12 protein-coding genes are annotated in these 12,548 nt (G+C 56.6%); all 12 read left to right on the plus strand.

All coding sequences use genetic code 11. The features are described 5' to 3' along the window. The first annotated feature begins 6 nt into the window (after positions 1-6). The 12 genes from kdpC to DWZ52_RS08310 all read left to right on the plus strand — a co-directional run bounded on the left by kdpC (position 7) and on the right by DWZ52_RS08310 (position 12,437). Positions 7-597: a potassium-transporting ATPase subunit KdpC gene (gene kdpC / locus DWZ52_RS08255; RefSeq protein WP_118385318.1), complete on the plus strand. Its 591-nt coding sequence runs from the start codon at positions 7-9 to the stop codon at positions 595-597. Between the two features lie 248 nt (positions 598-845). Beyond that, positions 846-2,795 (plus strand): NAD(P)/FAD-dependent oxidoreductase, encoded by a 1,950-nt coding sequence (locus DWZ52_RS08260; RefSeq protein ID WP_117583368.1) that lies wholly within the window; start codon positions 846-848, stop codon positions 2,793-2,795. 663 nt (positions 2,796-3,458) lie between these two features. Then, positions 3,459-4,712, plus strand: a complete 1,254-nt coding sequence (locus DWZ52_RS08265; RefSeq protein ID WP_117583367.1) for an ATP-binding protein — start codon at positions 3,459-3,461, stop codon at positions 4,710-4,712. A gap of 541 nt (positions 4,713-5,253) precedes the next feature. Then, the gene (locus DWZ52_RS08270; RefSeq protein ID WP_117583366.1) at positions 5,254-5,946 is read left to right on the plus strand and encodes a GntR family transcriptional regulator; all 693 of its coding nucleotides are present in this window, start codon (positions 5,254-5,256) and stop codon (positions 5,944-5,946) included. A gap of 124 nt (positions 5,947-6,070) precedes the next feature. Then, positions 6,071-7,093 (plus strand): LacI family DNA-binding transcriptional regulator, encoded by a 1,023-nt coding sequence (locus DWZ52_RS08275; protein ID WP_158549297.1) that lies wholly within the window; start codon positions 6,071-6,073, stop codon positions 7,091-7,093. A gap of 42 nt (positions 7,094-7,135) precedes the next feature. Beyond that, entirely contained in the window at positions 7,136-7,630 is a 495-nt protein-coding gene (locus DWZ52_RS08280) for a type II toxin-antitoxin system RelB/DinJ family antitoxin (RefSeq protein WP_117583364.1), read from the plus strand. Further along, positions 7,617-7,988 (plus strand): DUF86 domain-containing protein, encoded by a 372-nt coding sequence (locus tag DWZ52_RS08285; RefSeq protein ID WP_117628961.1) that lies wholly within the window; start codon positions 7,617-7,619, stop codon positions 7,986-7,988. Before DWZ52_RS08280 ends, DWZ52_RS08285 begins: the two co-directional genes overlap by 14 nt. 133 nt (positions 7,989-8,121) lie before the next feature. After that, positions 8,122-9,459 (plus strand): glutamine synthetase family protein, encoded by a 1,338-nt coding sequence (locus DWZ52_RS08290; RefSeq protein ID WP_117583362.1) that lies wholly within the window; start codon positions 8,122-8,124, stop codon positions 9,457-9,459. Between the two features lie 50 nt (positions 9,460-9,509). Beyond that, positions 9,510-10,172 carry a response regulator transcription factor gene (locus DWZ52_RS08295; RefSeq protein ID WP_117583361.1) on the plus strand — a complete coding sequence of 221 codons (663 nt, stop codon included), beginning with the start codon at positions 9,510-9,512 and terminating at the stop codon, positions 10,170-10,172. Positions 10,173-10,356: 184 nt separating this feature from the next. Next, on the plus strand, positions 10,357-11,484 hold the full coding sequence (locus tag DWZ52_RS08300; protein ID WP_117583360.1) for a hypothetical protein: 1,128 nt from the start codon (positions 10,357-10,359) through the stop codon (positions 11,482-11,484). A gap of 8 nt (positions 11,485-11,492) precedes the next feature. Further along, positions 11,493-11,849 (plus strand): hypothetical protein, encoded by a 357-nt coding sequence (locus tag DWZ52_RS08305; protein ID WP_117648531.1) that lies wholly within the window; start codon positions 11,493-11,495, stop codon positions 11,847-11,849. Positions 11,850-11,852: 3 nt separating this feature from the next. Beyond that, the gene (locus tag DWZ52_RS08310) at positions 11,853-12,437 is read left to right on the plus strand and encodes a hypothetical protein (protein WP_117648532.1); all 585 of its coding nucleotides are present in this window, start codon (positions 11,853-11,855) and stop codon (positions 12,435-12,437) included. The last annotated feature ends 111 nt before the right edge of the window (positions 12,438-12,548 follow it).

Below are 12,548 nucleotides of genomic sequence, written 5' to 3' on the forward strand. Positions count from 1 at the left end.
GTTTGTATGTTCAAAGGTATCGCATCGCGCGCACTTGGCGTGTTCGCGCTGTTTACCATCGTCTGCGGCCTGGGATACACGCTCGTGGTGACCGGCGTCGCGCAGCTTGCGTTTCCGTACCAGGCGAACGGATCGCTTATTACGGTCGACGGCAAGGTTGTGGGTTCCGAGCTCATCGGCCAGAACTTCGATGACGAAGCCCACATGTGGGGTCGTATCCAGAACGTGTCAATTGTCGAAGGCGAAGACGGCGAGCTCATGGCGTATGGTGCCCCGTCCAACCTGTCCCCGGCGAGTGAGAAGTATCGGCAGCTTGTGGATGCGCGCGTGAAGAAGATTCGCGCCGCCAACTCCGATGCCGATATGGACGCTGTGCCCGTCGACCTGGTGACGTGTTCGGGGTCCGGCCTCGACCCGGAGATCTCTCCGGATGCCGCCGAGTACCAGGTCCCGCGCCTTGCCAAGGCCACGGGCAAGAGCGAAGACGAGGTGCGCGAGATCATCGCCCAGTGCACCAAGGGCCGATTCCTGGGCGTCTTCGGCGAGCCCACGGTCAACGTGCTTAAGGTGAACCTTATGCTGGACGGCGCGCTGTAGGTGAGGAAGTGGCGGATGAGGGCATGACTGACTATCTGAGCCCTCAATTCCACCCCGCCCATCGGTTGCGGTGAAATACGGACTGTTTTGGCTGTCAAAAGTCTCATCTACTCCGTATTCCACCGCAACTTTTTTGTGAGGGTCGGGATTGAAGGTGGGGAGTGCGAGCGAGTGCGAATGCGGCGGATACTGATACGATAAGTACGTTAGTAACTGCCGCCGAGCGGCTCAAACGAAAGGAAGCCTGCATGGAGTCTTCTGCCTATCCAATGCTCTTTAGCCCGATCAAGGTCGGTACGACCGAGGTCAAGAACCGCGTCTTTATGCCGCCAGTGTCAACCAACCTGGCCGATCATGGCTATGTGACCGACGACTTGGTCGATCATTACCGCGCCCGCGCCAAGGGCGGCGTGGGCCTCATCATCACCGAGGTCGTGACGGTCGAGCCCACCTATACCTATCTGCCGGGTGACATGTGCTGCTACGACGACACGTTTATCCCCGGCTGGGAAAAGCTCGCCGCGGCCGTCCACGAGTACGGCTGCAAGATCATGCCGCAGCTCTTCCACCCCGCCTACATGGCCTTTAACATTCCAGGCACGCCGCGCCTGATCGCCCCGTCCTTTGTGGGCCCGTCCTATGCCCGCGAGGCACCGCGTCCCATCACGGTTGACGAGATCCACGAGCTCACGCATCAGTTCGGCGACGCTGCCGTGCGTATGCAGAAGGCCGGCGTCGATGGCGTCGAGGTCCATGCGGCGCACGCCCACGGTATGCTCGGCGGCTTTTTGACTCCGCTCTACAACAAGCGTACCGACGAGTACGGCGGCTCGCTCGACGCCCGCATGCGCTTCCTGCTCGAGGTCATCGCCGAGATTCGCGAGCGCTGCGGCAAGGACTTCATTATCGACGTCCGTATCTCGGGCGACGAGTACACCGATGGCGGCCTGACCCTCAACGACATGATCTACGTCTCGCGTCGCCTGGAGAAGGCCGGCGTCGACATGATTCATGTGTCGGGCGGCACCACCATCAAGCGTGGCTCCGCAATTCCCGCCGCCGGTACGCAGCAGGCCTCGCATGCCGCCTGCTCGCGCGAGATTAAGAAGCACGTCAACATTCCCGTTGCCACGGTCGGCCGCATCAACGAGGCCTGGATCGCCGAGGAGCTGATCGAGGACGGCGCCGCCGACATCTGCATGATGGGCCGCGCCAATCTGTGCGATGCCGAGTTCTGCAATAAGGCGGCTGCCGGCAACGCCGACGAGATCCGTCCCTGCATCGGCTGCCTGCGCTGCCTGAACGGCATCATGTTTGGCAAGCGCATCTCCTGCACCGTCAACCCGGACGTCGAGCGCGACGAGGCCGGCTACGAGCCTGCCGCCGAGGCCAAGAACGTGCTCGTCGTGGGCGCCGGTCCCGCTGGCATGGAGGCGGCCTACATTGCCGCCAAGCGCGGCCATAACGTGGTGCTCGTGGATAAGCAGGACGAACCGGGCGGCGAGATGCGCATCGCGGCCGTTCCGCCGGCAAAGCAGGAGCTCACTCGTGTGATCAAGTACCAGTACCGTCGCCTGGCCGAGGCCGGCGTCACGTGCGTATTTGGCACTGAGCTTACTGCCGAGGACATTCAGCGTGACTACGCCGGCTACGAGGTCGTCCTAGCTTATGGCGCCGAGCCCATCGCTCCGGCCTTCATGCAGGGCTTTAAGCAGGTTATGACGGCTGACGACCTGTTGGGCGGCAAGGCTTTTCCGGGCAAGAAGATCGTCATCGTGGGCGGCGGCACCGTCGGCTGCGAGACGGCCGATTACCTGGCCCCGTTGGTCAACGACCTGTCGCCGGCCAATCGCGATGTCACCGTCATCGAGATGACCAAGACGCTCGCCGCCAACGAGGGCGGTGCCGGCCGCGCGGTGCTCATCACGCGCATGCTCTCCAAGGGTGTCCACGTGCTGACTGAGGCCAAGGTGACCGAGATTACCGAGGATGCTATCAGCTACGAGAAGGACGGCGAGGTCCACACCATCACCGGTGCCGATACGCTGGTGCTTGCCATGGGCTATCGTCCCAATACCAAGCTGGCAGACGACCTGGCTGCAGCCGGTGTTGCCACCCACGTGCTGGGCGATGCCAACAAGTGCGGTAACATTCGCGACGCCATCGGCGATGGCTACAAGGTTGCCTGCGAGCTCTAGTTAACCCTTTGTTGCGTGGGGGCCAGGTTACTTTGCGCTAAGTTGATGCATGTAAACCTGACCCCATTGCACCATTTGATAAAACGCAAGCGCTCGCTGCCTGCGTTTTATCAAAGAAAGATTATTGTCGAGCCTTAAATGCCTTTTGTTTGTGTGCCTTCCGCAATCATATTGCGGTTGTAGACCAGGTGCAGATACATCGCATCGTGAGCGGCGGTGGGGTTGCGCGTCTCAATGGCGTCGGCCACACCGTGGTGCGTGCGGATGGTCTCCTCGACGAACTTTTTTGCCCGTTACGTCGATAAAGAGGGGAACGGATGCCTTGAGCACACCCATCAGACGGGTAACGGCGAGGTTGCCGCCATCCCAGGGCGGCTTCATGGGGTAGCGCCCGTACGCATCGAATTTTTCCTCTCATAGATGTGCGGCACAAAGAGCCCCGAGTTCATACGAGCTCGGGGCTCTTTTCGTTTGGATTTCAGACGTATTGACAGACGAAAACAGTCTGCGTCCGGTATTGAGCCATACGAAAGCGAAATTATGCGTCTTAATTCCGTACGCAAATCAAGACGAAAACAGTTTGCGTCTTATATAAATCAGTACGCAAACGGTTTTCGTCTTATAATACGGTTATGAATGGTACGAAACGAGGGGGTTGTGCATATGGTTGTTAGAGAGAGCCCTACAGTCGAATACAAGGAAAGCGTTACGCCGACGTTTCTTAAAACGGTGAGCGCCTATGCAAACTATGGGACGGGCAAGATTGAGTTTGGCGTTGATGACGAGGGCGTGGTTGTCGGCCTTGCAGATCCGGTCGCAGAGTGTCTCCGCATCGAGAACATGATTAATGACAGCTTGGACCCCGCTCCCCGTTACACGCTCGAGCCCGATGAGAAACACGGGACCGTAATCCTTACGGTTTATGAGGGACAGGACAAACCCTATCGAAGCAAGGGAAAGGCCTACAGGCGAAACGATTCGGCAACGGTGGAGGTCGACCGGTTTGAGTATGGCAGGCTGACGCTCGAAGGCAGCAACGTAACGTTCGACGCGCTCACGTCGGCTCGCCAGGACTTGAGCTTTCATACGCTCGAGCATAAGTGTGTTGAACACCTCGGCATTTCCGAGCTAACGTCGGATATCTTGCGTACGCTCCGCTTGCTCGGCAAGGATGGCTATACCAATGCCGCGGCGATTTTAGCGGATAAGAATGATTTTCCAGGCATCGACTGCGTCCGTTTTGGCGATACCGAGGATGTGATCTTGGATCGCGAGGCGGCGACAAATGTATCCGCAATTGAGCAGGCGGACAGGGCGGTGGCTATGTTTGCACGCTACTACCGTTATGAGCGTATCGAAGGGATGGAGCGCGTCCAAACCGATCGAATTCCTCTTGAGGCATTCCGCGAAGCTGTTGCAAACGCTTTAGTGCATCGGACGTGGGACGTTCGAGCGAACGTTCAAATTGCCCTGTACGATGATCGCGTCGTTGTGACCTCCCCCGGATCGCTGCCCGCCGGTTTGACGACGGAACAATACCTGTATGGGCAGATATCCGTGCTCAGAAACCCCATCGTTGCAGAGGCCTTCTTAAAGCTGGATTACATCGAGAAATTTGGTACGGGAATTGCGCGCATTAGACGTGCCTATCGCGATTCGATCAATCAACCAATTTTTGATGTTCGCGGCGGCATGGTGGCCGTCACATTGCCCGTTACCGATGCCTTTGAAGGGTCCGAGGAAGAGGTCCAGGTTCTCAAGGCCTTGTCGGGCGGGCGAATTATGTCGCGAAGCGAGATTGAAAAACAGACGGGGCTGAGCCGCATGCGGACGTTGGCGGCACTCGAATCTCTGCTTGAACGGAATGCAATCGTAAGGCAGGGAACCGGGCGGGCCACGAAATACGAGCGCTCATAGTCCAAAAGAGCCATGGTACAAGACGGACCCCAAGCCAGCGTTGGCTTGGGGTCCGTTATATCCCGGATGGTAATGGGCCGATTATTGTCAAGTTATAGCAAAGTACAGCGACGTACAGCAAAGTATAGTGAGATATAGCAAGCCGTATAGCGCGCCTTGATTTTCAACCCTTGATTATCAACCGTCCGTATTTCACAGCAACTTATAACAGGCTCGGGGTGCCAATTTGGGGTGCAGTAGTGCTGCGCCACGAAAAGGGCCTATCTACTACGTTTAAGCCGCAGGGGTCAACCATAGTCGGTTTTTTCGAAAATCGACAAGCTGTCTACCTGCGGTTTTGTTTTCACGGTTTTCGGTATGGCCGAGGCTATCCGTGTTAACGTAATAGATGGGCCACTTTTGTGGCAAGGGGGGCCGATCTGCGGGCCAGGGTAGCTAAAAGAGCCCCGTCCCAAAAAGACTGATTGGGAGCTGGGGCGTGTCGATGCGATAGTATTACGTGGTGAAATTCGACAAACCGTGAGCTTCATCCGAGGGCTTTATGGAACAACACCAGCATAATCAGAGCCTGCAAGATCAGGCATACAACGCATTGCGCTCCAAGATCATCTATGCCGAGCTCAAGCCCGGCACGCGCCTTTCGGCGATTGGTCTGGAAAAGGAGACGGGAATCGGGCGCACGCCCATTCGCGAGTCTTTTGTGCGCTTGCGTGAGCAGGAGCTGGTGGAAACGCGTCCCAAAAGCGGCACCTATGTCTCAAAAATCAGCATGGAGCGCGCCGAGAACGCCTGTTTCTTGCGCGAGAAACTCGAGAGAAGCGTGCTCATTAAATGCTGCTCTGCCGTCACGCCCGAGCAAAAGCAGCGGCTCGAGCGGATTCTTGCCGAGTCCGAGTCGCTCGACCATAGCGAAACGCGTCGCTTTTTCGATCTGGACAACCTGTTCCATGAGACGTGTTTTGAGATTGCCGGCCGCCACATGTTGTGGGATTGGATGAAGAGCGTCAACACACATTTTGAGCGATACAACTGGTTGCGTATGGTGTCGCAGGATCTGGATTGGGAGCCGATTCGTCGGCAGCATCGCCGAATTCTCGAGGCCATTAAGAAGGGCGATACCGACGCGGCGAGCTACCTGGCAGAGACGCACCTGCATCTGATGCCCGAGGAACAGGGCCCGGTTATCGCCTTGCATCCCGACTACTTTGAGCTGTCGAAAGACTCGTCAATCTAGCCCATCGCCGCATCTGCTCGAGACACAAAAACGATGCTGCTCACCTACAGCGTTTTGCAACCGAGATTTTTAAAAAATGCCTAAAATGGCTCAGATTGCTGACAATTGGGAAACGGGGTGCGCTATGGCGCAGATGAGGATTAAGGACATTGCCGCCGAGGCGGGCGTGAGCCCGGCCACGGTCTCGCGCTATCTCAATAACCGCCCCGGGCAGATGACCGAGGAGACCCGCGCCCGCATCGCGGCGGTTATCGAGCGCACCGGCTATCGCCCACGTGCCGCCGCACGCAATCTGCGCAGCTCGCGCGCCAACCTCATCGGCGTAATCTTGGCCGACATCGCCAACCCGTTCTCCAGCGCCATGCTCGAAGGGCTTTCCGCCAGCGCCGCCGCGCGCGGCTGCTCGCTCATGACGGCCATTAGCGGCAACGACCCCGCCAAGGAAGCGGAGTCGCTCACCAGACTTATCGATGCCGGCGTGGACGGCCTGGTCGTCAACACCTGCGGAGGCAATGACGAGGCGATCGCCGCGGCAGCGGGACGCCTACCCGTTGTGCTGCTCGACCGCGATGTTGCCGATGGCGGCATCGATCTGGTGACATCTAACAACCGTGAGCTGGTCGCCGGCCTGGTAGACGCCTTGGCTGCTGCGGGCAGCGAGCGTCTGTGCCTGCTTACCGAGGCAAGCGATGACAGCCCCGTGCGTCGTGAGCGCGCTGAGGCGTTTGCCGACGAGCTCTCGCGCCGCGGCCTGGCCGGCGAGGTCGTCACCTTGGCGGACGGTGGTGCCGAGGGTGTCAGTCGCCTGGACGAGACCATCCGCGGCTATGCGGGTAAAAAGCTCGGCCTCATTGCCGTCAACGGCCTGGTCTTCCTGCGCCTGACCGAGGCACTGGCGCAGCTGGGTCCCTCGCTGCCGGCGGGCCTTAAGATCGCAACGTTTGACGATTACCCCTGGAACCACGTGCTCTTTGGCGGTGTGACCACGGCCGCGCAAGACACCCACACCATCGCCGAGCGCGTAATCGAGCGTCTGTCCGAGCGCATCGACGTCGTTACCACTACGGTGGGCGACGCCGCAAAGCTCGCCCCCAAGCGCATCGAGATCCCCGGTCACATCGAACACCGCGCTTCGACCTCGCGCTAGTCTGTGTGATATTATATAGACAATGTCATACAGGAGGTATCCATGGCTGCGTCTGTGCTGAGTGTTCGAGTGGACTCGTCAATTAAAGATTCATTTGCCGAGCTGTGCGAAGAACTCGGCATGACTTCGTCCGTTGCGGTCAATATGTTCATGAGGCAGATGTTGCGCGAGCGCTCGCTGCCGTTTGTGCCTTCACTCGGTAAAAGCTCTGCGAGCGAAAGCGCCGCAGCGGGCATTTTGGATACCGCTCAGATTGAGTCCGCCGTCCGCGAGGCAGCCAGCCCGATTCCCGCCATCAAAACCGTGATCCTATTTGGATCGTATGCCCGTGGCGAGGCGCGTGCAGATAGTGATATCGACTTGCGCCTCGAAGTCGATCGCGAGCAGGGCTTTGGTCTTTTTGCGTTGTCGGCGTTTGGCGAGGCAGTGCGCAAGGAAACCGGAAGGCAGGTGGACCTTGTCTCGAGCGATTATCTTGATGACGATCTTGCCGCGGTAATCGAGCGCGAAGGAGTGATCCTTTATGATCGCGCGTAAGTCAGACGGCCTCCGCGCCCAAGAGGTCTTGGAGGCCATCGCTGAAACGAACGAGCGCATCAAGGCTTTTGATATCACCGAGGACCAGTTTCTGCATGCGAATGACGTGCGGACGAGGGCGTTGGCGGACTCCCTTTTGATGTGCGCGCTTAGGGTGACGGAAGAAGCGGGCAAGTTGTCGGAACGCTCGCAGCGGCTTCATCCCGAAATTGAGTGGCGTGGAATTATCGGCATGAGAAATTACCTCGCGCATGATTACGGCAATGTCGACCGATCGGTTGTTTGGGATGCGGTGACGATGGAGTTTCCGGCGCTGGAACGAGCGTGTAGGCAAATTGTTTCCGAATCCGAGCGATAATCACTTGTCATACCAGCCTGTTCACACACGTTTTTTGAGCGCTTGATACGCTTTAACCCTGCGGAAACATTTTTCTGCGATAGTATCTGCGATATAGACCAGTCGAAACCCGCCCGAAAGAAAGGGGAGCGACATGAACCAGCAGAACATCGATTACGTACTCCGCTCCGTAGAGCAGCGTGATATCCGCTTTGTGCGTCTGTGGTTTGTCGACATTCTCGGCCGCCTCAAAAACTTTGCTATTAGCCCCGAGGACCTCGAGGTCGCATTTGAGGAGGGCATTGGCTTTGACGGCTCGGCCATCGAGGGCTTTGCCACGCCCGAGGAAGCCGATATGCTGGCGTTCCCCGATGCCTCGACCTTCCAGATTCTGCCGTGGCGCCCGAGCCACAACGGCGTCGCCCGCGTGTTCTGCGACGTGTGCACTCCCGATCGCAAGCCGTTTGCCGGCGACCCGCGCGATGCCCTGCGCCGCATGTTCCGCAAGGCCGAGAAGGCTGGCTATCTGCTCAACGTGGGCGCTGAGCTGGAGTATTACTACTTCCCCGACGAGCACACGCCCGAGCCGCTCGACAACGTGGGCTACTTCGATCTTTCGGTGAGCGATGCCGCTCGCGACCTGCGTCGTAACACGGTCCTCACGCTCGAGAAGATGTCCGTGCCCGTGGAGTACACCTTCCACGCCGCCGGTCGCTCACAGCACGGCATGAGCCTGCGCCACGCCGAGGCCCTGAGCATGTCCGACGCCATTACCACGGCCAAGCTCATCATTAAGCAGCAGGCTTACGAGAGCGGCTGCCACGCCTCCTTTATGCCCAAGCCGCTGGCGGGCGAGGACGGCAGCGCCATGTTTTTGCATCAGTCGCTGTTCGACCATGACGGCAACAACGTCTTTTGGGGCGAGGGCGACGAGAAGTACCATCTCTCCGACGTCGCCAAGCACTATATGGCCGGTATCTTGGCGCACGCGCGCGAGATTAGCGCCATCACCAACCCCACGGTCAATTCGTACAAGCGCATCACCACGGGCGGCGACTCCGTGCCGCAGTACGCCACGTGGGGCCTGCGCAACCGCGCAAGCATGATCCGCATCCCGGTCTACAAGCCCGGCAAGCAGCTTTCCACACGCATTGAGCTTCGCAGCCCCGATCCCATGGCTAACCCGTATCTGGTCAACGCCGTCACGCTGGCGGCTGGTCTCGACGGCATCGAGCGCAAGCTGGAGCTCCCGCCCGAGGCAACGGCCGAGACGCTCAAGCTCACCGGCCGTCAGATGCTCGAGGCCGGTTACGCGCCGCTGCCGCGCTCGCTCAAAGAGGCGCTCGACGTGTTTGAGGACTCGCAGTTTATGAAGGATGCCCTCGGCGAGCACATCCATAGCTTCTTCCTCAAAAAGAAGCGCGACGAGTGGCATAAGTTTGAGTCCACGATCACCGAATGGGAGATCAAGCACTACCTGGCGAACTCCTAATCGCGCTGGCTTGTCCCAGTACGATTGAGCTCATTTCTTTGGAGGCCGATATGTCCGAAAAGAGTGCCCTGTTCATGGCGCGCACGACGCGCTTCCACGAGTTTGCCCGCAGCTTGACGACCACCCTGGGTGTCGAGGTGAGTCTGGCCACCCCCGATTCGCCAACTGCGGCGCACGACTTTGACCTGCTGATCCTCGATTCCGATGGCATCCGCAGCGACCGCATCGATCAGATTGCCAAGTGGCTCGACGATCGCGGCGGTGTTCCCATGCTGGTGATCGTCGACGACGAGGCGCTCGGCACCCTGCGCCTGCCGAATCATGCGCATGCCGACTTTGTATGTCCCACGGCGACGCCCAACGAGCTCAAGGCTCGTGCACAGCGTCTGATGGGCGAGGAGGAGCCCGTCGCCTCCGATGATGTGCTCAACATCGATAACCTTGAGATCAACCTGGCCACCTACCAGGTGACACTCGATAGCGAGCCCATTGACCTGACGCTGATGGAGTACTCGCTGCTGAGTTTTTTGGCGACGCATCCCAACCGCGCCTACAGCCGCGAGGTACTGCTGCACCGCGTGTGGGGCTTTGAGTACTGCGGCGGTACGCGCACCGTCGACGTGCATATCCGACGCATCCGCTCCAAGGTGGGCCCGCAGATCGCGGCGCACATCACCACCGTCCGCGGCGTGGGCTATCTGTTTAAGGACTAGCAAGTAAATAGAGGGCAATGTGAGGGTACCGGAGATTTCTCCAGTACCCTTTTCTCGTTTAGGGCGAAAAGAAGACCTTTCACCGATTAAAAGTGTGTCAGTAAAAACAATATCAAACGTATAACACTATCTAGAGAATATCATTTAGTTACCGTATCTCCCTACTACACGGATGGAGGAAGAAATGCGTTATTCGAGAAAGGTGATTGTCGGATTCATAGTGTTGCTTGCCGCCCTGATGTCTCCAAGGTTGGTTTTTGGAGACGACGACTTGGTCCGTGTCACACCGCAAATAGCTGTGGAGCAAGCGCAGGCTTTCTTTGATGATGTATCGGATGAGCCGGTGACCGCTTGTGACCCAGTAAAAATGGTGAATTCCGATGGGGAATCAATCGGGTATATCGTTCGTGCGAAGCGGGATGACGTTAACTATGGCTACGTCGTATTTGATTCAGAGCGATCTTGGTGGATCAGCGAATACTGCTTGGCTCCGAACGCTCTTTTACCTATCGAGAGTGCAAGCGAAGAAATTGCACTCCTCGCATCCTCGGATAACGTCGTTGCGTTAAAGATTGACGAGCTAACTGTTGGCGTTGCCGACTTAGATAAAAACATTGTTTTAGACGCAAGTGGAAAAAAAGTACCAAATAAATTGTCCTCGGGAGGCAATCGCAGCGGATCGCCGGAACATTTCGATGACGTTTTTGTATCTGCCAAGGATTTGTATAAACAGGGATATGTTGTTGATGCGAGCAAAACGGTTTCGGGAATAATAACGCCAACGCAAACAGAAGTTATCAAAGAAACGGGGACTTATGCTTGCGCTGTTTCGGCAATGTTTGCAGTTAGCAGTCACTATGTGACTTTGAACCGCCTTAAATTGTCCGATTTATACTCGGAGCTTTGGAGGCTGTCGGGGACATGGGAAGAAGAAGAAAAGAAATATGATCAAGCGACTGGTCTGTACTTTACTCAAGGCAAGACTTCTCCTGATAAACCCGCTCCGGCCTTAAAGGAGTTTTGTGCAAGACGAGGCAAGGAGCTTGAGACGTCATTCGTTTGGTATCCGTCATGGGATTCCTTTAGGGTGAATACCGACTCGGGGAATCTGAGTATTTTCTCTGGAAGGCTCCGGTCAAATGGCAGCGGGCACGCAATGGCAGTTGTGGGCTACGTGGCAATGCATAACACATACTCGAATGCCAAGAAGTACCTGCTTGTTGTTTGGAATGGATGGACAAACCAGCTACAGTTTCTTCCATATGACGTATCAATTTACACGTCTCACGATGGCACATATTGCAAGGGTTGATTGTACTCGTGAACGGCGACAAGTTCATTCGAAGGGCAATGCTCCTATTGGTGCTTTCCTTTGCTTTGCTCACCGCAGCGAGCTTCTTTCTGTTAAGGGCGACTAATGGGGGAGAAAACGACACGGTTGTTGCAGTCGAGGTGCGCGCTCTATCGGATGTTCATAACGGGCAATTTGAGGCGCTTATGCCAAGTGGTTGCCGTAAGAGAATCGATATGCGCCGTAAGTCAAGTTCCGGATATGTCTCAGGGTTGAAAGCAGGTGATAAATGGATTCTAGTTTTTGTGGAAGATAAGGAACTTGACGGGACTGTTCTGTATCCCCATTCAGCTGAGAAAGTCAAATCAAGTAGACAAGGGGAATGAAGAATGATTGATAGAAAGCAGTTCTTAGGTCTGATGGCGGGGGCTCCTATTTTGATGCGAGCCGGGATGGCAGAAGCCGTGGAGTTGCCGGACGCTCAGAAGCGATTGACGCTCGTGGTCGACACGGTGGTCAGAGATGAAAATGGCAATGAAAAAACGCGAACAAGAAGCAGAGAGACTATTTTCACGCCAGAGAGCAAAACTGTGTCTGCCGACGCTATGGCCGGTGATGTCATAACAATCCAGAGGGAATCAGACGAAACGTTGCCGCTGCTTGCCAAGATTGAGCTCACAGTCGCTTATTATAACGATAAAACAGAAATTGAGATTCGTTCCGGAAAGTACTCGATAGTCCAAATCGATCCGCTTGTGATGTATGCAAACGCTTGGTACGCGCTCATGCAGAAGGATAAATACGTGATGAATAACTTCACGGAAAGCGAAGCATCATATGAAACGGGGTGGGGGCCAACGCCATATGACGCGGAGAAGGATAAGTGGACGTGCGGATCAGGCATGGGCGCGACGATTACGGACTTCATTAACGATTCAACATATAGCTTTGCTATCGACTGTTATATCGAATAGGCATGACGGCATAAAACGAATTGGCCTAGAAGCATGCCATTACTTAAGCAAAGCTGAAATCTTGGCATCTAGTGAGTAATCGCCCTCTTTGACACCGGCGATATTGAGCCC

Origin of the sequence: Collinsella sp. AF33-16 (assembly GCF_003475325.1) — a bacterium.
GTDB lineage: Bacteria > Actinomycetota > Coriobacteriia > Coriobacteriales > Coriobacteriaceae > Collinsella.

Bases quoted from the DNA above. Each gene is read 5' to 3' on its own strand.
- kdpC (WP_118385318.1), top strand. From the start codon at position 7: ATGTTCAAAGGTATCGCATCGCGCGCACTTGGCGTGTTCGCGCTGTTT.
- DWZ52_RS08285 (WP_117628961.1), top strand. From the start codon at position 7,617: ATGATCGCGCGTAAGTCAGACGGCCTCCGCGCCCAAGAGGTCTTGGAG.
- DWZ52_RS08295 (WP_117583361.1), top strand. From the start codon at position 9,510: ATGTCCGAAAAGAGTGCCCTGTTCATGGCGCGCACGACGCGCTTCCAC.
- DWZ52_RS08265 (WP_117583367.1), top strand. From the start codon at position 3,459: ATGGTTGTTAGAGAGAGCCCTACAGTCGAATACAAGGAAAGCGTTACG.
- DWZ52_RS08290 (WP_117583362.1), top strand. From the start codon at position 8,122: ATGAACCAGCAGAACATCGATTACGTACTCCGCTCCGTAGAGCAGCGT.
- DWZ52_RS08310 (WP_117648532.1), top strand. From the start codon at position 11,853: ATGATTGATAGAAAGCAGTTCTTAGGTCTGATGGCGGGGGCTCCTATT.
- DWZ52_RS08280 (WP_117583364.1), top strand. From the start codon at position 7,136: ATGGCTGCGTCTGTGCTGAGTGTTCGAGTGGACTCGTCAATTAAAGAT.
- DWZ52_RS08260 (WP_117583368.1), top strand. From the start codon at position 846: ATGGAGTCTTCTGCCTATCCAATGCTCTTTAGCCCGATCAAGGTCGGT.
- DWZ52_RS08275 (WP_158549297.1), top strand. From the start codon at position 6,071: ATGGCGCAGATGAGGATTAAGGACATTGCCGCCGAGGCGGGCGTGAGC.
- DWZ52_RS08270 (WP_117583366.1), top strand. From the start codon at position 5,254: ATGGAACAACACCAGCATAATCAGAGCCTGCAAGATCAGGCATACAAC.
- DWZ52_RS08300 (WP_117583360.1), top strand. From the start codon at position 10,357: ATGCGTTATTCGAGAAAGGTGATTGTCGGATTCATAGTGTTGCTTGCC.